This is a genomic window from Candidatus Pelagibacter communis (assembly GCF_001180165.1).
In the GTDB taxonomy this organism is placed as follows: domain Bacteria; phylum Pseudomonadota; class Alphaproteobacteria; order Pelagibacterales; family Pelagibacteraceae; genus Pelagibacter; species Pelagibacter ubique_P.
In genome coordinates, this window is record NZ_CVSQ01000007.1 from 1 (window position 1) to 20,549 (window position 20,549).

23 protein-coding genes and 1 tRNA gene are annotated in these 20,549 nt (G+C 29.3%); 19 read left to right on the forward strand and 5 right to left on the reverse strand.

Annotated elements, in window-relative coordinates; translation table 11 throughout:
- The 16 genes from AMN88_RS00690 to AMN88_RS00765 form a co-directional block, all read left to right on the forward strand.
- A partial coding sequence (locus AMN88_RS00690; RefSeq protein ID WP_075535978.1) for a 5-formyltetrahydrofolate cyclo-ligase occupies positions 1 to 486 on the forward strand: 486 nt, incomplete at its 5' end.
- Positions 483 to 1,286, forward strand: coding sequence for a TIGR00282 family metallophosphoesterase (locus AMN88_RS00695; protein WP_075535979.1), 804 nt, complete (start codon positions 483 to 485; stop codon positions 1,284 to 1,286). The genes AMN88_RS00690 and AMN88_RS00695, both read left to right, overlap by 4 nt.
- A gap of 5 nt (positions 1,287 to 1,291) precedes the next feature.
- Entirely contained in the window at positions 1,292 to 2,017 is a 726-nt protein-coding gene (locus AMN88_RS00700; RefSeq protein ID WP_075535980.1) for a YebC/PmpR family DNA-binding transcriptional regulator, read from the forward strand.
- Positions 2,017 to 2,511, forward strand: coding sequence for a RuvC family protein (locus AMN88_RS00705; RefSeq protein ID WP_075535981.1), 495 nt, complete (start codon positions 2,017 to 2,019; stop codon positions 2,509 to 2,511). The genes AMN88_RS00700 and AMN88_RS00705 overlap by 1 nt, the downstream gene beginning before the upstream one ends.
- Positions 2,512 to 2,565: 54 nt before the next feature.
- Positions 2,566 to 3,240, forward strand: coding sequence for a protein TolQ (tolQ, locus tag AMN88_RS00710; RefSeq protein ID WP_075535982.1), 675 nt, complete (start codon positions 2,566 to 2,568; stop codon positions 3,238 to 3,240).
- Entirely contained in the window at positions 3,241 to 3,657 is a 417-nt protein-coding gene (gene tolR, locus AMN88_RS00715) for a protein TolR (protein ID WP_075484955.1), read from the forward strand.
- A 5-nt stretch (positions 3,658 to 3,662) separates the two neighbouring features.
- Positions 3,663 to 4,526 carry a cell envelope biogenesis protein TolA gene (locus AMN88_RS00720; RefSeq protein WP_075535983.1) on the forward strand — a complete coding sequence of 288 codons (864 nt, stop codon included), beginning with the start codon at positions 3,663 to 3,665 and terminating at the stop codon, positions 4,524 to 4,526.
- Between the two features lie 9 nt (positions 4,527 to 4,535).
- Positions 4,536 to 5,876, forward strand: coding sequence for a Tol-Pal system beta propeller repeat protein TolB (gene tolB / locus AMN88_RS00725; protein WP_075535984.1), 1,341 nt, complete (start codon positions 4,536 to 4,538; stop codon positions 5,874 to 5,876).
- Positions 5,877 to 5,973: 97 nt separating this feature from the next.
- Positions 5,974 to 6,465 carry a peptidoglycan-associated lipoprotein Pal gene (gene pal, locus AMN88_RS00730; RefSeq protein WP_102133243.1) on the forward strand — a complete coding sequence of 164 codons (492 nt, stop codon included), beginning with the start codon at positions 5,974 to 5,976 and terminating at the stop codon, positions 6,463 to 6,465.
- Positions 6,466 to 6,548: 83 nt separating this feature from the next.
- Positions 6,549 to 7,556, forward strand: coding sequence for a tol-pal system protein YbgF (ybgF, locus tag AMN88_RS00735; protein ID WP_256997766.1), 1,008 nt, complete (start codon positions 6,549 to 6,551; stop codon positions 7,554 to 7,556).
- Positions 7,516 to 8,544, forward strand: a complete 1,029-nt coding sequence (gene tilS, locus AMN88_RS00740; protein ID WP_075535986.1) for a tRNA lysidine(34) synthetase TilS — start codon at positions 7,516 to 7,518, stop codon at positions 8,542 to 8,544. Before ybgF ends, tilS begins: the two co-directional genes overlap by 41 nt.
- A gap of 63 nt (positions 8,545 to 8,607) precedes the next feature.
- Positions 8,608 to 10,515 carry an ATP-dependent zinc metalloprotease FtsH gene (ftsH, locus tag AMN88_RS00745; protein ID WP_075535987.1) on the forward strand — a complete coding sequence of 636 codons (1,908 nt, stop codon included), beginning with the start codon at positions 8,608 to 8,610 and terminating at the stop codon, positions 10,513 to 10,515.
- A 6-nt stretch (positions 10,516 to 10,521) separates the two neighbouring features.
- Positions 10,522 to 11,574, forward strand: a complete 1,053-nt coding sequence (folP, locus tag AMN88_RS00750) for a dihydropteroate synthase (protein WP_075535988.1) — start codon at positions 10,522 to 10,524, stop codon at positions 11,572 to 11,574.
- Complete coding sequence (glmM, locus tag AMN88_RS00755) at positions 11,574 to 12,905, forward strand: phosphoglucosamine mutase (RefSeq protein WP_075535989.1); 1,332 nt, start codon at positions 11,574 to 11,576, stop codon at positions 12,903 to 12,905. Before folP ends, glmM begins: the two co-directional genes overlap by 1 nt.
- Position 12,906: 1 nt before the next feature.
- A complete protein-coding gene (thiD, locus tag AMN88_RS00760) occupies positions 12,907 to 13,719 on the forward strand; it encodes a bifunctional hydroxymethylpyrimidine kinase/phosphomethylpyrimidine kinase (RefSeq protein WP_075535990.1) in 813 nt (270 codons plus the stop codon).
- Complete coding sequence (locus AMN88_RS00765; protein ID WP_075535991.1) at positions 13,719 to 15,011, forward strand: adenylosuccinate synthase; 1,293 nt, start codon at positions 13,719 to 13,721, stop codon at positions 15,009 to 15,011. The genes thiD and AMN88_RS00765 overlap by 1 nt, the downstream gene beginning before the upstream one ends.
- Here the strand turns inward: AMN88_RS00765 and rpoH are convergent.
- Both rpoH and AMN88_RS00775 read right to left on the reverse strand, forming a co-directional pair.
- Complete coding sequence (gene rpoH / locus AMN88_RS00770) at positions 15,008 to 15,901, reverse strand: RNA polymerase sigma factor RpoH (RefSeq protein WP_075535992.1); 894 nt, start codon at positions 15,899 to 15,901, stop codon at positions 15,008 to 15,010. The genes AMN88_RS00765 and rpoH overlap by 4 nt on opposite strands.
- Positions 15,902 to 15,948: 47 nt before the next feature.
- On the reverse strand, positions 15,949 to 16,923 hold the full coding sequence (locus AMN88_RS00775) for an RluA family pseudouridine synthase (RefSeq protein ID WP_075535993.1): 975 nt from the start codon (positions 16,921 to 16,923) through the stop codon (positions 15,949 to 15,951).
- Positions 16,924 to 16,946: 23 nt separating this feature from the next.
- On the opposite strand from AMN88_RS00775, the gene AMN88_RS00780 reads away from it, so the two are divergent.
- Positions 16,947 to 17,023: transfer RNA gene (locus AMN88_RS00780), tRNA-Arg, on the forward strand.
- Positions 17,024 to 17,025: 2 nt separating this feature from the next.
- Here AMN88_RS00780 and AMN88_RS00785 read toward each other — a convergent pair.
- Genes AMN88_RS00785 through AMN88_RS00795 form a run of 3 tightly spaced genes read right to left on the reverse strand, consistent with a single transcriptional unit; the run spans position 17,026 to position 19,474 of the window.
- The gene (locus tag AMN88_RS00785; protein ID WP_075535994.1) at positions 17,026 to 17,817 is read right to left on the reverse strand and encodes an ABC transporter permease; all 792 of its coding nucleotides are present in this window, start codon (positions 17,815 to 17,817) and stop codon (positions 17,026 to 17,028) included.
- A gap of 2 nt (positions 17,818 to 17,819) precedes the next feature.
- Complete coding sequence (locus AMN88_RS00790) at positions 17,820 to 18,542, reverse strand: ABC transporter ATP-binding protein (protein WP_218836658.1); 723 nt, start codon at positions 18,540 to 18,542, stop codon at positions 17,820 to 17,822.
- Positions 18,542 to 19,474, reverse strand: coding sequence for an L-threonylcarbamoyladenylate synthase (locus AMN88_RS00795; protein WP_075535996.1), 933 nt, complete (start codon positions 19,472 to 19,474; stop codon positions 18,542 to 18,544). The genes AMN88_RS00790 and AMN88_RS00795 overlap by 1 nt, the downstream gene beginning before the upstream one ends.
- Positions 19,475 to 19,491: 17 nt before the next feature.
- Here AMN88_RS00795 and AMN88_RS00800 point away from each other — a divergent pair, with 17 nt between their 5' ends.
- Positions 19,492 to 19,740, forward strand: coding sequence for an exonuclease VII small subunit (locus tag AMN88_RS00800; protein WP_072090936.1), 249 nt, complete (start codon positions 19,492 to 19,494; stop codon positions 19,738 to 19,740).
- The coding region (locus AMN88_RS00805) for a polyprenyl synthetase family protein (RefSeq protein ID WP_075535997.1) at positions 19,724 to 20,549 on the forward strand (826 nt) is incomplete at its 3' end. The genes AMN88_RS00800 and AMN88_RS00805, both read left to right, overlap by 17 nt.

The following is a 20,549-nucleotide window of genomic DNA, read 5'->3' on the forward strand; positions in this document are numbered from 1 at the left end:
AAATTTAGTCTCAATACTGACAGAATTTATCGATTTTTAAAAAAAAATAAAATTAATTTCAAAAACATAGGAGGGTATTACCCTTGTAATCATGAGATTGATGACTTGGATATGATTTATTTTTTAAGAACCAAAAAGGTAAATATTTCCTTACCAATAATTAGAGAAAATAACCAAATGGATTTTTTTGAATGGACAAATAAAGATCCTTTAAAAATTAATAAGTATGGAATCGCTGAACCAATTTTAGGAAAGAAAATTTACCCAGATATAATATTTGTTCCTTTAGTAGCTTATGATGATGATTTGAATAGATTAGGCTATGGTGGAGGATTTTATGATCGTTATTTAGAAAAAGTATCTAAAATTAAAAAAATATTTAAAATTGGATTAGGATTTTCATACCAGAGGGTAAAAAAAATACCTATTAACAAATATGATAAGAAACTTGATTTAATAATAACCGAGAAAAAAATTATACAATGAGAATTTTATTTTTAGGAGATGTTGTTGGAACTTCAGGATGTTCTAAATTAACAAGTAATTTATTAAGTGAAATTGATAAAAACAAATTCGATTTTGTAATAGTAAATGGTGAAAATGCAGCTGCTCATGGAATGGGGCTAACGAAAGAAATTTGTAAAGATTTTTTTAATTGTGGTGTTGATGTTATCACAACTGGTAATCATGTCTGGGATCATAAAGAAATAATGGAATATATTGATAAAGAGGAAAGATTGTTAAGACCTAAAAATCTTTTTGAACCTGCACCAGGAAAGGGTTTTAAAATTTATAAAACAAAGAATGATATAAAAATTGGAGTTCTTAATTTAATGGGAAATGTTTTTATGAAAAAATGTGATAATGTTTTTGAAACATCTCAAAAATTTTTAAAAGATAATAAATTGAAAGATGATTTTGATTTTCTTGTAGTTGACTTTCATGCCGAAATTACAAGTGAAAAAAATGCAATAGGTCATTTTTTTGATGGAAAGGCAACATTAGTAGTTGGAACTCATACACATATACCCACTAACGATGCTAGAATACTAAATAATGGTACAGGATTTCAAACTGATGCAGGAATGTGTGGAGACTATGATTCAGTTATTGGAATGAACAAAGAAAACTCCTTGAACAAGTTTTTAAAAAAGAACTCAGTGAAACACTTTCCTGCAAATGGAGATGCTACTTTGTGTGGTGTTATAGTAGATTGTGATATAAAAACAGGTTTAGCAATAGACATCAAAAGCTATGTATACGGAGATCAACTAAAAAATATTTAAAAATCATGGCAGGACATTCACATTGGGCAGGAATAAAACATAAAAAAGGTAAGGCTGATAAGCAAAGATCAAAGATATTTTCAAAATTATCTAAAGAGATTACTGTTGCAGCAAAACTTGGTGACAAAGATCCAGCAATGAACCCTAGACTAAGATCTGCAGTACAGGCTGCTAGATCTGCAAATATGCCTAAAGATAATATTGAAAGAGCAATAGATAAATCTTCTGCAGCCACAGGAGCAAATTTTGAAAATTTAAGATACGAGGGATTTGGACCAGAAAAGATTGCTGTTATAGTTGAAACTTTAACAGATAACAAAAATAGGACCGCTTCAAATATAAGAACTATTTTTCAAAAAAGTGGTGGGAGCTTAGGAACCCAAGGTTCTGCTTCTCATAATTTTCAACAATTGGGTATAATAAAAATTGATAAAAAAGAGATATCTGATGAAAAAATATTAGATTTAGCGATCGAGTCAGGAGCTGATGAATGTTTCTCTTATGAGGATTATCATGAGGTCCAGTGTCAAATGAACGAAATATATAATGTAAAAAAAAATCTTGAGAAAATTATTGTGAATTTTATTTCTACAGAAATTGAATGGGTCCCATTAAATAGTGTTGAGGTAAATAAAGGAAATAAAGATAATGTCGTAGATTTTTTAGAAACTCTTGAGGAAGACGACGATGTTCAGAACGTTTATTCAAACGTTAATTTAGGAGGTATTTAATGATGATTATTGGAATTGATCCGGGCATCTCAGGTTCAATCTGTTTTTTTCAAGATGGTATAATAAAAGACGTAATTGAAATGCCAACCATGACAGATGGTAAGAAGAATAAAAGACAAGTAAATGGTGCTCAAATATTTAATGAAATTAGTGAAAGGATAAACAAATTTGATAAAAAAAACATAAAAGTTGTAATTGAACAAGTTTCTGCAATGCCTGGACAAGGCGTTACTAGCATGTTTAATTTTGGTCAATCTTTTGGTATTTTAAAAGGAATATGCAGCGCAATGCATTTACCTGTTTATTATGTTAGACCTTCTAAGTGGAAAAAATATTTTAACCTTATTAATTCAGAAAAAGATGCGAGCAGAACAAGAGCTATTGAAATTTTTCCATATTTTTCATCACAATTGTCAAAAAAAAAAGATAACAACAAGGCAGATGCTATTCTAATTGCTAGTTTTTTCTTCGAAACTTATCAAAAAGAAGAATAATCAATTTAAATTATAAAGACAAAATCATGACACATTTACGTGTGATGAGTAAGCATGGAAGCAGATATAGCAGCAAAAGCAGTTGAATTAGGAACAAATACTGATTTTTCATTATTCAGTTTATTTTTTAGAGCAGACATAATTGTTAAGTCAGTAATGATTATATTAATATTGTGCTCAATATATTCTTGGGCTGTAATTATTGAAAAGTTTCGTTTATTTAAAAAAATAACTAGATCTTCAGAAGAATTTGAAGAAAAATTCTGGAATTCTAAATCTGCTGAAACTTTTTACAATAGTTTGCCTAGTAAACTTGAAGATCCAATGTCACTTGTGTTTCAAGATGCAATGGAAGGATTACTTAAAAAAAAAACAAGAACTAACATTAGTGAAAGAATGAGTGCATCTCTAGAAGCTGGAATTGAAAAACAAATGTCAAAAATTGAAAAAGGTTTTACTTTTTTGGCAACAGTAGGCTCAACTGCACCATTTATTGGATTGTTTGGTACTGTTTGGGGAATCATGAATTCTTTTCAATCTATAGCTATTTCAAGAAACACAAGTCTTGCGATAGTTGCGCCAGGAATAGCCGAAGCTTTATTTGCAACTGCACTTGGTCTATTAGCTGCAATACCAGCAGTAGTGGCATACAATAAATTTAATAATGATGCCAAAAAATATTCAGAAAAATTAGAAAATTTTTCAAAAAGATTTTTAACAATTATTTAAATGGCATTTAAATTAAATCGTTCTTCCAAAGAACCAATGAGTGAAATAAATGTTACTCCTTTTGTGGATGTAATGCTTGTATTGTTAATAATTTTTATGGTTACAGCACCATTGTTAACTGTTGGTGTTCAAGTTGATTTACCAGAAAGTTCAGCAGACTCTTTGCCAGAAGAGACAGAACCTCTAACACTTTCAATCAATGCAAAAGGTGAAATTTTTATTCAAGAAGCAAAAGTTGAATATGATAATATTATTGCAAAAGTTTTAGCTGTTTCAAAAAATAGAACTGATACCAGAATTTATGTTAGAGGTGATAAAACTATAAATTACGGAAGAGTTCTAGAAATAATGGGATTATTATCAGGATCTGGTTTTACTAAAGTAGCATTGATTTCAGAACCGTATAAACAAAGGTAATTAAATTGAATAGAAGTTTGATTATTTCTTCTGTTTTACATGCTTTGTTAATTTTTATTACAGCGATGAGCTTACCTTTTTTGGCAAAGAAACCACTTGATATTCCACCAATAGTATCAGTTGAGTTAATTCAAATAGCTGAAAAAACTAATATTCCATTTGCACCTAAGGCTAAAAAAATAATTGAGAAAGTAAAGGAGGAAGAAAAAAAACTTGTTTCAGAACAAGCTCCACCAAAAAAAGTAGAAAAAACGAAAACAAAAACCGTTCTGGCTCCTGATCAAAATAATAAAAAAATAGAGAATGAGACACCTGAAGCAATTCCACTTCCAGAAAAAACTTTAAAAAAAGTTGAAACAAAAGAGGAAAAAAAACAAAATCCTGAAAAAGTAGATGATGAAGTTAAGCAGGTATCAGAATTTGAAAAAAAAGATTTGTTTGATCCAAATAATATTGCTGCTTTAATTGATAAATCTAAAGAAGAGAGTGCAGAAGTTTTAAAAACAAATGACGACATTACTCAAGATCAAGAAAGAAATGTAGAAAATACAGGTCTGACGCTAAGCGAAGAAGATGCTCTTAAGGCACAAATATTTGGGTGTTGGAGTATTCCATTAGGATTACCTTACAATGAGAATTTATTGGTAAGAATAAAGTTAAAATTAAAACCTGATGGAACAGTATCAAAAACAGAAATTTTGGACCATGCAAGAATGAATAAACCAGGCCAAGGATTTTACAAGGTTTTAGCAGAAAGTGCTTTGAGAGCTGTTAAGTTATGCCAACCATTAAGAGTTCCAACTACTGGATATGAAAGATGGAAAGAATTACAATTAAATTTTGATGCAAGAGAGATGTTAGAAGGGTAGTATATTTAAATGACAAAAAAAATTTTACTTTTATTACTTATATTTATACCTATCAATGCAAATGCTTTGATAGAAGTTGATATAACTAGGGGAAATTTAAATCCACTTCCATTAGCAGTTTCCCCTTTGTCAATTGATGAAGAATCTAGAAAAGGTTTTGAAAAAATACTTAAAAAAGAAAATATTGGTTCTGAGATATCAAATATTGTTGAGAATAATTTGAGAACCTCGGGACTATTTAATCCTCTAGACAAAAAGGCTTTTTTACAAGCTCCTGATATTGCAAATTTAAAACCAAGATTTGAAGATTGGAATTTAATTAAAGCTCAAGCACTAATTACTGGCAAAGTAAATTATGTTGATGATAAATTAAGAGTTGAGTTTCGATTATGGGACGTTTTAGCCGCTAAAGAAATGATGGCTTTAGCTTTTACCACAGTTCCTAACAATTGGAGAAGAGTAGGGCATATTATTTCTGATAAAGTTTACGAAAGGCTGACTGGAGAAAAAGGTTATTTTGATACAAGAATAATTTATGTCTCTGAAGAAGGACCAAAGACACAAAGAATAAAAAAATTAGCAATCATGGATCAAGACGGAGCTAATAATAAATTTTTGACATTAGGGAATGAGTTAGTTTTAACACCACGATTTAACCCGGCAAGTCAAATGGTAACATATTTGTCTTACTTTAAAAATATGCCAAGGGTTTATTTATTAGATATAGAAACTGGTACACAAGAGGTAGTTGGAGATTTTCCTGGAATGACATTTGCACCACGTTTTTCACCTGACGGAAAAAAAATAATCATGAGTTTTGCTAAAGATGGAAAGTCAGATATTTACACTATGGATTTAGAAAATAGAATTGTTGAAAAAATTACCAATCATCCATCAATTGATACCTCCCCATCTTATTCTCCTGATGGAAAATATATTACATTTAATTCTGACAGAAGTGGTTATCAGCAAATTTATGTAATGAAGAATGATGGAAGTGATGTAAAAAGAATTTCTTTTGGTAACGGTTTATATGGAACACCTGTATGGTCTCCTAGAGGAGATTTAATTGCATTTACAAAATTACATAAAGGAAAATTTTATATAGGCGTAATGAGAACCGATGGTAGTGGTGAAAGGTTGTTAACTGAAAATTATTATCAAGAAGCACCATCTTGGTCTCCAAATGGAAGGGTATTAATATTTTATAGAGAGACAAAAACTGACTCCAAAGGAGAAGGCTTTTCAGCAAAATTGTGGTCTATAGATTTAACAGGTTATAATGAGCGGCAAATAAAGACACCAACAGATGCTTCAGACCCATCATGGTCATCTTTATTAAGTAATTAAGAGATTAATTTTTTAAATTTCTTGATTTTTATACTTGAAACCTCTATTTAGTTGTGAAAAAGTTAAGAAATTGAAATTAGCAGCAAGGAGCAATTTAATGAGATTAAACAAAATTTTTAAAAACACACTTTTAATATTAGCAGCTTGCCTAGTGCTATCTGCATGTGCAACTAAAAAAGAAGTGGCAACAGACATTCAAGGTCAAATGCAAGGTGATGTTTACACAGGAACAGACACAGTTGAATATTTAGCTGATGGTGTTCCAGACAGAGTTTTCTTTGCAACAAATGAATCGATATTAACAACTGCATCAAGAGAAACTTTAAGAGCCCAAGCAGCTTGGTTGAGAAAGAATCCAAATATAAATGTGGTTCTTGAAGGGCATGCTGACGAAAGAGGAACAAGAGAATATAACTTGGCTCTTGGTGAAAGAAGAGCAAATGCAGCTAAAGACTATTTAATGACTTACGGAATATCTTCTGACAGAATAACGGTATTAAGTTATGGTAAGGAGAGACCGGTTGACTCTGGTTCAAACCCATTAGCGTGGTCAAAAAACAGAAGATCGGTAACTGTTAAAGCAAATTAATTATTTAAAATTTAAGACCCTAAAACCTTTATTGGATTTAGGGTCTTTTTTTTGCCATTTTTATAATCATAAATCTAATTTGAATGATGCTCATATTTAAATTAGTAATTTTAAAATTTTTTTTAATCTTAAATTTGATTTTTATTAATATTTCTTTTGCAGATAACCATAATATTTATGAAATATTAGAAATAATAAAAAATGATCTTAAAACTCTTGAAAGAGCAGTTTATTCTGGATCTATAGAAGTGAAAGATAACACTAATGATAGTTCAGTTTCAGATTTGGATCAAAATTCAGAAGATGTTTTAACTAGACATTTATTAAAATTATCTGAGGTTGAGGATCAGTTTAGAGAACTCACTAATAAATTTGAAGAAATAAATTTCAAGTTGGATAAATTATCTACCCGTGTTTCAAAAATTCAAGCAGATAACCAAATAAGATTTCAAGACATAGAAAATAATATTAATTCTGGAAATGTTGGTAATACTGAAAACCAATTAAGTTTAAAACCAAAGACTGATGAACAAAAAGTTTTACCTGGTAGTTCTCAGCCCCAAGATTTAGGAGCAATTTCATATAAAGATACAGAGACAAACGAAACTTCTCAACAAATTCAATCTGTTGATACTACAGCTTCAATTGTAACAGAAACTTTTCAATCTGAAGAAAAAATACTTCCTCAAGATTTAAATCCTGTGGAGCAATATGAATTTGCAACGAGTTTTTTAAAAGTTGGAGACTACAGTACAGCGGAAAGAGCTTTTAGAGAATTTGTTATATCTAACCCTGATCATGAGTTAGCGGGTAGTGCACAATACTGGTATGCAGAAACATTCAGAATTAGACAATTATATACTGATGCAGCTTCTGCTTATTTAGAGGGTTACCAAAAATATCCTAAAGGAAAAAAAGCTCCGATTAATCTATTAAAACTTGGAGTATCAATGGTTCAAATTGGTGAAAAAGACCAAGGATGTAAAATGATAAATGGTGTAGAATTACAATATCCTAATGCAAATCAGTCTGTAATACAAAAAGCAAAATATGAGTCCAAAAAATTTGAATGTATCAAACAAGACTCATAAGTTTTTATTAAATAAATTAAAAGATAAACAAACTTCTAAAATTTATAAAAAATTTGAAAAAAATCTTAAATTAAACGAGAATTTTATAGTTGCGGTCTCTGGTGGACCAGACAGTTTAGCTTTATGTTTTTTATCAAAAATTTATTCGATAAAAAAAAGTCTAAAAGTTAAATATTTTCATGTTGATCATAAACTGAGAAATAATTCAACAAAAGAGGCAAAATTTGTAAAATTGCTTCTTAAAAAATTGTCTACTAATCTTGAGATTTTAACTTGGGTTGGAAAAAAACCAAAAAGCAACATTCAATCTATTGCAAGAGATAAAAGATATGCATTGATGATAATCAAGGCAAAAAAATTAAAAATAAATAATATTTTATTAGGCCATCATAAGGATGATTTAATAGAGAATTTTTTTATTAGAATTTTAAGAGGCAGTGGATTAAATGGTATGGTGTCATTTGATCAAAGAACCAACCTACAAAATATTAATTTAATAAGACCTTTATTAAAATTCTCTAAAAAAAATTTAGAATATATTACCAAAAAAGTTTTTAAAAATTATCTTGAAGATCCCTCAAATAATAATGATGAATTTAAAAGAGTAAAAATTAGAAATTTTATAAAAAACTTGGAATTAGAGGGATTGAATAATGATAAATTTAATTTAACGATTAAAAATTTAAAATTTGCAAATGAGTCAATTAAATATTTTGTAGAAAAAAATTTAAAAGACAATTCAACAATTTTAAATATAAATAAGTTTGTTATTTTGAATAAAAATTTTTTTCTTCAACCGGAAGAAATAGTTTTTAGGTCTCTAACAGAAGTGTTAAAAGCTGTTGGTAAAAAATACTACCCAGTAAGAGGAAAAAAAATTGATAACTTAATTTATCAAATTAAAAATGATAATTCATTCATGACCACTCTAGGAAACTGTGTAATAAAGAAGGTAAATAGCTCAGTTATAGTATCAAAAGAGCGTTAAAGTTGATGAAATAACTGATATTTTGTCACTTGTTAATTTAATAATAATTCTTATTTTAAACTCATGAATTTAAAAAATCTAGCAATGTGGGGAATTATAGTTTTTTTAACTATAAGTCTTTATAACATGTTTAAAAATCCCCAGTCTAATATCAGAGGTGGAAATCAAATAATATTTTCTGATTTTTTGAGTTCAGTTGAAAACGGCGAAGTTCTTAAAGTTGAAATCCAAGGAAATAACATTAATGGTGTTTATTCAAATGGAAATTCTTTTTCAACATATGCTCCTAATGATCCAAATCTAATAGAAAAATTATCAGAGAAAGGCGTAAGTATTTCTGCAGCACCCTTAGAGGAAAAAATGCCTTCATTATTTGGCGTCCTTCTTTCATGGTTTCCTATGTTATTACTAATTGCAGTATGGATTTTCTTCATGAGACAAATGCAGGGTGGAAAAGGTGGAGCGATGGGCTTTGGTAAATCAAAAGCAAAAATGATGAACGAACTAAAAGGTAAAGTTACGTTTAACGATGTTGCCGGTGTAGAAGAAGCTAAAGAAGAAGTAGAAGAGATAGTAGAATTCTTAAAAGATCCGAAAAAATTTAGTAGGTTGGGTGGAAAAATTCCAAGAGGAGCATTGCTTGTTGGCCCTCCAGGAACAGGTAAAACTTTATTGGCTAGAGCTATTGCAGGTGAAGCAGGAGTTCCATTTTTCACTATTTCAGGTTCAGATTTTGTAGAGATGTTTGTTGGAGTAGGAGCATCTAGAGTTAGAGACATGTTTGAACAAGGTAAAAAAAATTCACCATGTATAATTTTTATTGACGAAATTGATGCTGTTGGAAGAAGTAGAGGAGCTGGTTTAGGTGGGGGTAATGATGAAAGAGAACAAACGTTAAACCAGTTATTAGTTGAAATGGATGGTTTTGATACAAATGAAGGTGTCATTATTATTGCTGCTACAAACAGACCAGATGTGCTTGATCCAGCTTTATTGAGACCAGGAAGATTTGATAGACAGGTAGTGGTTTCAAACCCAGATATTATTGGAAGAGAAAAAATTTTAAAAGTTCATGTAAAAAAAATAAAAATGGCTCCAGATGTAAATTTAAGAACAATTGCAAGAGGTACACCGGGTTTTTCAGGAGCAGATCTTGCAAATCTTGTTAATGAAGCAGCTTTGTTAGCAGCAAGAAAAAACAAAAGAATAGTCACATTGTTAGAATTTGAAGAAGCTAAAGACAAGGTAATGATGGGAGCTGAAAGACGTTCAATGGTCATGACTGAAGATGAGAAAAAACTTACAGCATACCATGAAGGAGGTCATGCTTTAGTTTCGTTTAATATGCCTAGCTACGACCCAATACATAAAGCTACTATTATACCAAGAGGAAGAGCTCTTGGAATGGTAATGAATTTACCAGAGCGAGATAAACATGGTTACTCAATAAAATATTTGAAAGCAAGATTGGCAGTTTGTTTTGGAGGTAGAGTTGCTGAAGAACTAATTTTTGGAAAAGACAATATTTCTACAGGTGCAGGTGGTGGAAGTGGTTCAGATATTAATCAAGCTACACAACTTGCAAGAGCCATGGTAACAAAATATGGTATGAGTGAAGAAATGGGCCCAGTAGAATATGGAGAAAATCAAGAAGAAGTATTTTTAGGAAGATCCGTTACTCAAACTCAATCTGTTTCAGAGGAAGTTGCTCAAAAAATTGATAAAGAAATAAGAAAACTTGTTGATGAAGGATATAACCAAGCTAAGAAGATTCTGACAGAAAAAATAGATGATTTACATAAAATCGCTAAAGCTCTAATAACATACGAAACATTAACTGGTGAAGAAATAGAGAATATAATCAATAAAAATTTATATCCCAAAGATAAAGTTTTAGATAATCCAGAAACAAAAGATGATCAAGACTCAGCTTTAGGTGCTATGGGCTTGAAACCTAAAATTGTTCACTAATAAATAATGCAAAGATATTACACACGAGCGTGTAATTTCTACTTCGGCAACCAATCAAAAATTTTAGTAAATAAAAAACAATCTATCCCTTTGCATCAGATTAAAGAGATATCTTTTGACCATATTGAGATAATTACAAGAAAAAAAATTAGAAAAATTTCAATAAATGAAATTAGAAATTTACCAAAAGAATTAAAAATAAAAATAAATTCAGATTTAAAAAAAATTAGGTCAAAAAAAACAAATTTTTCAAACCTAAACTTTAAAAAAATTCCAAATATTTTGGGAGTATTAAATCTTACACCTGACAGTTTTTCGGATGGAGGAAAATTTAATAAAAAAAATAAGGGTATTACTCATGCCATGAGTTTATACAAAAGTGGTGCATCTATAATAGATGTTGGTGGGGAATCTACAAGACCCGGGTCTAAACCTGTAAATGAAAATAGAGAATGGAATAGGATTAAAAATATATTAAAATTAATTGTAAAAAAAATACCAATATCTTTAGACACAAGAAAGTCCAGCATTATGGAAAATGGTATAAGAATGGGAGTTAAACTTATTAATGATGTTTCAGGATTAAGCTATGATCCCAAAACAATAAATATTTTAAAAAAGTATAAAATTCCATTTGTAATACAGCATTCAGTTGGGACACCAGAAAATATGCAAAAGAAAGCGAGATATAAAAATGAATTATTAGATATTTATGATTATTTTGAAGATAAGATTAAATTAATAAGATCTAAGGGTATCAAACATAATAATATAATTTTAGATCCTGGAATTGGATTTGGAAAAAATTTGAAACATAATATGAATCTTTTAAGAGGTGTTTCTATTTTTCATTCATTAGGTTTTCCTATACTAGTAGGGAATTCAAGAAAAAGATTTATAAAAGATATATCAAAAAAAAATGATAGCAAAACAAGGATCGGTGGAACCATGGCTTCTTCAATATATCTTTTAATGCAAGGAATTCAGATTTTAAGAATTCATGATGTTAATGAAGTTAAGCAAGGTATTAAGGTTTTTAACGAGATAATCAAAAATTAATGACAAAAAAATATTTTGGGACAGATGGAATAAGAGGAGCAGTTAATAGCAAATATATAAATGGAGATATGTTCTTCAAATTTGGACTTGCTAGCGGAACATACTTTAAATCTCAAAAAAAAAGAAAACAAACAGCAATAATTGCAAAAGATACGAGATTGTCAGGATATGCACTTGAGCCAGCTCTTGTTTCAGGTTTGGCTTCAGCTGGTATGCATGTTTATACTCTTGGACCCTTACCAACTAATGGTTTGGCTATGTTAACGAAAGAAATGAAGGCCAATATGGGTATAATGATCACCGCTTCTCACAATCCATATTTTGACAATGGTTTAAAATTGTTTGGTCCTGATGGAATGAAATTATCAGATAAAATAGAAAAAAAAATTGAGGGACTTATAGATAAAAAAATCTCAAAAAACCTCTCACATTCTGAAAAATTAGGAAGAGTTAAAAGATTAGAAACAGGTACAAAAAAATATATTAAAATATTAAAAAAAAATTTCACTAAAGAGTTCAATTTAAGAGGACTAAGAATAGTAATAGATTGTGCAAATGGTGCTGGTTATAAGGCAGGTCCTGAATTATTGAAATCATTAGGAGCTAAAGTCATAGCAATAGGAGTTAAACCAAATGGTTTAAACATTAATAAAAAATGTGGATCAACTTTTCCAAGAAAAATAAGATCTGCTGTAAAAAAATATAAAGCACACATTGGAATATCTTTAGATGGGGATGCTGATAGAATTATAATGTGTGATGAAAAAAGCAATATAATAGATGGAGATCAAATTATAGCTGCTTTAGCAACAAGATGGAAAAACAAAAAAATGTTAAAAGGGGGTGTTGTTGGAACGTTAATGTCAAATTATGGGTTAGAAAAATATTTTAAATCAAAAGGAATAAAATTTCTAAGGGCAAATGTAGGAGATAGATATGTTAAAGAAAAAATGCAGAAATATAATTTTAATTTAGGTGGTGAACAATCGGGACATATCATTTTAGGTAAATTTGCAACCACAGGAGATGGTTTGCTAGTAGCTTTAGAAGCTCTTTTTGCTTTAAGAAAAGGAAAAAAGGCAAGTGAATTTTTTGATCAATTTAAGAAAACACCTCAGCTTTTAGAAAATATTGAAGTTAAAGATAAAAATATAATAAAAAAAACAGATATAAAAAAAATTATAAAAAATGCAGATAAATTAATCAAAGGTAATGGAAGAATTTTAGTAAGAAAATCAGGAACAGAATCTAAAATAAGAGTAATGGGAGAAAGTGAAAATAAAGCTCTTTTATATAAATGCGTGAACATGATTACGAAAAAAATTAAATAAATTGAAACCTAATTCTAAAATTTTAATTATTGCAGGATCTGATTCATCTGGTGGAGCAGGTATTCAAGCTGATATAAAAACTGTTACTGCTCTAGGCTCTTATGCAATGACAGCAATAACAGCAGTTACTTCTCAAAATACCACTGGTGTAAAATCAATTGTTGGAATTAATCCAAAAGAAATTTTTAATCAAATTGTTTACAGTTGCAAAGATATAAGACCTAAAGCAATAAAAATTGGTATGCTACATTCTTCAGAGGTTATTAGAATGGTACTGAAAGCTCTGGATGTAATTAAAGTTAAAAAAATCGTATTAGATCCAGTTATGGTTGCTAAAGGAGGTGCTAAACTAATAGATACTAAAGCTATTCAATTACTAAAATTAAAATTAATTAAAAAAGTATCACTTATTACACCCAATATTCCAGAGGCAGAAATATTGACTAAAACAACAATTATAACAAAAGAGGATATGATTTTTGCTGCTAATAAACTTATAGGATTAGGAGCTAAAAATGTACTTATAAAAGGTGGTCATTTAAAACATAAAAATGTAATAGATATTTTAATAAACAAAAAAGACATAAAGATCTTCAAAAGTGAGCGTCACAAAACAAAGAATACCCATGGTACAGGTTGTACATTATCTAGCTCAGTTACAACTTTTTTATCATGTGGAAAAACAGTAAAGAAATCTTGTGAGCTTGGAATTAAGTATGTAAATTCTGCAATTAAATCAAACCCGAAATATGGAAAAGGTCATGGCCCAATTAACCATCTCACTTCCTTAAAAGTAGACAGAAAATTTAAATAATGAAAAATATAGTCGTTGTTGGATCTCAATGGGGTGACGAAGGTAAAGGAAAAATTGTTGATTGGTTATCTGAACAGGCCGATGTAGTAATAAGATTCCAAGGAGGTCACAATGCTGGCCATACTTTAGTAATTGATGGCGTTACATACAAATTGAGATTACTGCCATCTGGAATAGTTAGAAAAGGTAAAATATCAATTATTGGCAATGGAGTTGTTGTAGATCCATGGGCTCTATTAGAGGAAATAGAGGAAATAAAATCTAAAGGCGTAGAAGTAAATGTAAATAATCTTATTATCTCAGAGTCTGCAAATTTAATTTTGCCTTTTCATAGAGAAATGGATGAGATTAGAGAGGATGCAGCAGGAAAAAGCAAAATAGGAACTACTAGACGTGGAATTGGACCTGCATATGAGGATAAAGTTGGAAGAAGATCTATAAGAGTAATGGATCTAAGATCTGAAAAAAATTTAGATCAAAGACTCGACTCTGTATTAGTTCACCATAATGCGATTAGAAAAGGTCTAGGAAAAAAAATTTTTGTAAAAGACCAGCTTAAATCTGATTTGCTTAAAATAGCACCCAAAATATTAGAATTCTCTCAGCCAGTTTGGCTAAAGATTGATCAATTTAAAAAACAAAAAAAGAAAATTTTGTTCGAAGGAGCCCAGGGTATTTTACTTGATGTAGATCATGGAACTTATCCTTTTGTAACTTCATCTAATACTGTTGCCTCAAGCGCAGCGACAGGAACTGGTTGTGGCCCTAACTCAATAAATTATGTTCTAGGAATAACAAAAGCTTATACAACAAGGGTTGGAGAAGGCCCTTTTCCAACGGAGTTAACAGATGATATCGGTGAACTTTTAGGAACACGTGGAAAAGAATTTGGAACTGTTACAAGTAGAAAAAGAAGATGTGGTTGGTTTGACGGTGTTTTGGTAAGGCAAACTATTAAAGTTTCAGGGATTGATGGTATCGCTTTAACGAAATTAGACGTACTTGATGAATTAGATGAAATTAAAATGTGTGTTGCTTATGAGCTTGACGGTAAAAGATTAGATTATCTACCCGCTGCTGTAGAAGACCAAATAAAAATAAAACCAATTTATGAAACTTTTCCAGGTTGGAAAGTTTCTACAAGTGGAGTCAAAAATATGGACTCGTTACCTGAAAATGCAAAAAAATATATTTTTGCTGTTGAAGATTTTATTGGTGCAAAGGTATCAAGTATCTCTACTAGTCCAGAAAGAGATGATACTATTTTAATTGAAAACCCTTTTGAAGTTTAATTTGCAGGTAAAAGATTTTTTGATTTAGCTAATAAAAGCATATGCTTTTGAAGTTTTTCAAATGCTTTATTTTCTATTTGTCTAACTCTTTCTCTGCTAATTTTATATTTTTTACTTAAATCTTCTAGTGTAGTCGGGTCATCATTTAGTCTTCTTGAGTATAGAATTTCTCTTTCTCTATCGTTAAGAACTTTAATAGAGTCTTTTAATAAATCTTTTCTTTGCTCCATTTCCTCGTGCTGAGCAAATTTTAAATCATGATCAAGTTCTTTATCAACTAACCAGTCTTGCCATTCATCACCATCTTCTCCAACTTGAGCATTAAGCGAGAACTCTTTTCCAGAAAGTCTTCTATTCATAGAAACGACTTCTTCTTTGCTTACATCGAGCTTATTAGCTATATGATCAACGTGTTCATCTTTTAAATCTCCTTCAGTTTCTGGAGAAATTTGATTTTTAATTTTCTTTAAATTAAAAAATAATTTTTTTTGAGCAGTAGTAGTTCCAATTTTTACAAGGCTCCAAGATCTTAAAATATATTCTTGAATAGAAGCCTTAATCCACCACATTGCATAAGTTGCCAATCTAAAACCTTTTTCTGGTTCAAATTTCTTGACAGCTTGCATAAGACCTACATTTCCCTCTGAAATCATTTCATTAATAGGCAAACCATATCCTTTGTAGCCCATAGCAATCTTTGCAACTAATCTTAAATGACTAGTAACTAGTTTTTCTGCAGCTTTAATATCGCCAGTAGTTTTCCAATTTTTTGCTAGCATATATTCTTCTTCTGCAGCTAACATCGGAAATTTTTTAATCTGCTCTAAATATGCAGATAGTCCACCTTCATTAGAAAGGGTTGGCAGATTGTTACTCATTGTTGTGCTCATAGAGGTGTTTATTTAATTAATTATACCTAATTTTCAATAATTTATTCTTAAGTGTTTCTAAGCATTTTTAGAATATTATTTAGATCTTGTGGCAAAAGTGAGGAAAAAATCATATCTTTCTTAGTTCGTGGATGTATAAATCCTAGAGTTTTTGCATGCAGAAATTGTCTATTTAATTTAGTAATTGAATTTTGGATATCTAAATCAATATTTTTTAACTTTTTATATTTTTTTTTATATTTATCATCTCCAACTAGGCTATTACCTTTATAATTCATATGAACTCTTATCTGATGTGTTCTTCCTGTTTCTAATTTACATTCAACTAAACTTAAGGTTGGTGTCTTCTGATTTTCAAAAATTTCAATTGTTTTATAATTTGTTATAGCTTTCTTACCTTTAGAACTACTAACTTCCATAAGCTGTCTATTTTTTGAACTACGAGTTATAAACGTCTCAATTCTTCCTGAGGAGGGTCTTAATTTTCCCCATATTAAAAGTTGGTACTCTCTTATAATTGTATGATCACTAAATTGTTTTGATAAATTTTCATGAGTTTCATTGTTTTTTGCAATTACAACTAAACCAGATGTGTTTTTATCAATTCTATGAACAATACCAGGTCTTAACTCGTCACCTATATTTGATAAAGAATCCTTATCATAATGCATCAATGCATTAACAATTGTCTTATCATAATTTCCAGCTCCTGGATGCATGATTATTCCGGCAGGTTTATTAATTACTAATAGATCATCATCTTCGTATATTATTTCTAATCTAAATTCGTAAGGTTTAAGGGATGCTATCTCAGGCTCTGGTATCTTAAGATTTATAGTATCACCAATTGAGACTTTTTTTGACGGACTTTTAATTATTTCATTATTTAGTGTTAACTTTTCTTTTAAAATTAAATTTTTAATCCTAGTTCTACTAATTAATTCCTCTCTTTTGTTAATTAAAACATCAACCCTTAAATTCTTCTCATTCTCTTTTACTATAAAATTAATGTTTTTTTCCATAAAATATAATATTAATACTATATGCGCTTGTAGCTCAACTGGATAGAGCGCCTGACTTCGGATCAGGAGGTTCTGGGTTCGACTCCTAGCAGGCGCACCAATTTATTCTCCCATGTTTATCAAAGTTCCTTTTTCTCTTGCTTTATCGAAAGAGTAATAAAATACGGATATTGATAAAATTAAATAAAACCCATTAAGATAGACTGCATTTATTATATTTTCATAATTGACTGTTCCATTAACTAAAATATTTCTAGTCTCCTCAAAAATATATACTAATGGCAATGCGAAAGCGATTGATTGGAAGATTCCTGGCAGTGTTTCAACCGGGTAGTATATACAGCCAAAAGGTGCTAACAAAAACATGGTAGACCATGCAATATTTTCAAAAGATGGACCAAATCTTAATAATCCTGCTGACACAAGTAGACCAAGCGTAATTCCAAATAAATATAAACTTAAGAAAAGAAAAGTCAAAGGAAGACCAAGTTTTAACAATGAAATTCCAAACAATGGAGAAGTTAACAATATTGCTGATATTAAACCAATTAAAGCTCTAATTAAAGCTGTTAAAACTAAAGAGATAATTATCTCACTAATTTTCATAGGAGCAATAAATAGGTTTGTAAAGTTTCTGCTCCAAATTTCCTCCAAAAATAACATATTAAAGCCAATACTGGTTCTAAATAAAAAATCGTAAAGAATTGCACATGAAAGAATAACTCCTACCGCACCACTGTAGTAAGTGCTATGAGCTGCAAAAAAATTAGAAATAAATCCCCAGAGAGTAATTTGAATTGAAGGCCAATAAATTAAGTCTAATATTCTTGGAAATGATCTAGTTATTAAATAAAAGTGTCTTAAAAAAAGACCATAAATTCTCATTAAATTCATTTTTATTTTCTCGCAATTTCTAAAAATACTTCTTCTAAATTTCTTCTTCCATACTTTGTTATTAACTCTTCAGGAGTTCCTCTATCCACTATTAAACCATCTTTCATCATTAAAACAGAACTACATAATCTTTTTACTTCTTCCATATTATGAGAGGCAAGCAAAACTGATATTTTTTTTTCCTTTTTGTATTCTTCTAAAAACGATCTTATAAAATCACCAGTTTCAGGATCTAATGAAGCAGTGGGTTCATCCAACAAAAGTACCGTTGGATCATTTATTAAAGCTTTAGCAAGACTTACCCTGTTTTTTTGTCCAGAAGAAAGTTCTCCTGTAATTTTGTTTAAAAGGTCTTTTAATCTAAGTTTATTTGCAAGGTGATCTATTCGGTCATTTAAATTTTGAATATTATATAATTTTCCATAAACAATTAAATTTTGTTTAACTTTAAGTTTTTTAGGTAATTCAATATATGGTGAAATAAAATTCATTTTGTGAAGAAGTGAGATTTTGTTTTTTTCAATATTTTCTCCGTTGATTAAAACCTCACCACTACTTGGTTTTAATAATCCTAAAATCATTCCAATAGTTGTAGTTTTTCCACATCCATTAGGTCCCAATAAACCAATCATTTCATTTTCATTAATTTTAAAATTTATATTAGTTACTGCTACTTTATCTTTATATTTTTTTGATAGATTTATTACTTCAATAGAATTTGTCATCAATATTTAGAGGCCCTCTTTAATCTATCATTAATTGTTTTGCCAAGACCTTTGTTTGGTATCTTTTCGACTGCAATCTTTTTAAAACCATCTTTTTTAATTTTTCTTAAAGTTGAATATAAATTCTTTGCAGCTTCATCTATATTTTTCATTTTGGATAAATAATAATAGTTTTTTAATTTTGATTTTCTTTTTTTAATTAATAAATAAGCCTCATCTTTTTTTGGTTTTTTAACATTGACTCTTAAAGGTATCCCGGGTGAGTAATGTAATGGAAATAAACCAGGTGATAATTTCTTTTTTGAATTTGTATTAATTAATAATTTTTTTTTTAAAACATTTTCGATTTTTTTAGTATCTAGGCCTCCATATCTTAAAAGTGAGGGCTTTTCTAAAAGATTTAATATTGTAGACTCAACTCCAATTTTACTTTTTCCTCCATTTAAAATATATTTAATTTTTGAACCAAATTCTTCTTTTACATCAGATGGTTTAACTGAGCTTAATCTTGAAGATATATTTGCACTAGGCGCAGCTACTGGATAATTTAAATTTTTTAATAAATTTCTGAACAATTTATGTTTAGGAAAACGTACAGCAATACTTTTTTTATTATTAGTGACAAATTTTGATATTTTTGATTTATTTTTTAATTTCAAAACATAAGTTATCGGACCTGGAGAAAATTTATTGTAAAGTTTTACTAAATTATCATTTATATCACAGTCGTCTTTAAGTCTTTGAATATCGTAATAATGTACAATAAGAGGATTGTTTAATGGTCTTTTTTTAAGACTAAATATTTTCTTAACTGCAGTATTCGAGTAAGCGTTTGCCGCTAATCCATAAACGGTTTCTGTTGGTACCGCAACACAATGATTATTATCTAAATATTTTTTTGCTTTTTTGATATTTGATTGAATAGATTTCATGTATTAATAATTATTATATGAAAGATAAAATATTACCACTTGATTATGATCAGTATTCAGTTGAGGAGCTTACAGAAAAAGCAAATAAGATTATAGAATCTCTAGAGAAGGAAAACGATTTAAATAATTCAGTTGACAGTTATCAAGAACTTCTAAAGTTAAATAATATTATTGAAAAAAAATTTCATAAAAATTTTAAATCTATTGGAGAAGAGACGAATAAAAAGATTAAAGAGATAACTAAAAAAAATGAAAAAACAGCTTAGTAAAATAGCCAAAGATACAAATATATTTCTTAAAGAATATATTAATTCACAGAAATATTCTCAGTTAATGTCACCCATGAAGTATGGTTTATTTCCAGGTGGAAAAAAAATAAGATCTAAAATTTTAATAGACTTAGGGTCATTATTTTCAATTGATTATAAAACATTGATAATAGTTGGGTCAGCTGTTGAATGTATTCATGCTTATTCACTTATTCATGACGATCTACCCTGCATGGATGATGATGATATTAGAAGAGGAAAACCTTCAACTCATATTAAATTTGGCGAGTCCACAGCAGTTCTTGCGGGAAATTCATTACTAACTTTAGCTTTTGAAATTTTATCGAGTCCTAAATTGAAATTAAATGAAAAGATAAAAATTAACTTAATCAAAAAATTATCAGAATGTTCAGGTCATTTAGGAATAGCTGGTGGTCAATATCTAGATTTGAGCTATGAGAAAAAGAAAATATCAAGGAATAAAATATTAGAAATGGAAATAAAGAAAACAGGAATGTTATTTAGTTTTTGTTGTGCGGCCCCAGCAATAATTAAGAAAAAAACTATCCAAGAAATTAAATTTTTTGAAAATATTGGATCAAAAATTGGTCTTTTATTCCAAATAGCTGATGATTTAATTGATTTGAAAAGCAAATCTAAGGAAGCTGGGAAAAAAACAGGAAAAGATCAAAAAAAAGGTAAGGCAACACTTATAAATTTAATAGGCTATGATGACTCACTTAATTATTGTGATAAGATTATAAAAGATATTAATAAGAATTTAAGAAAATACGGTTCAAAGTCTG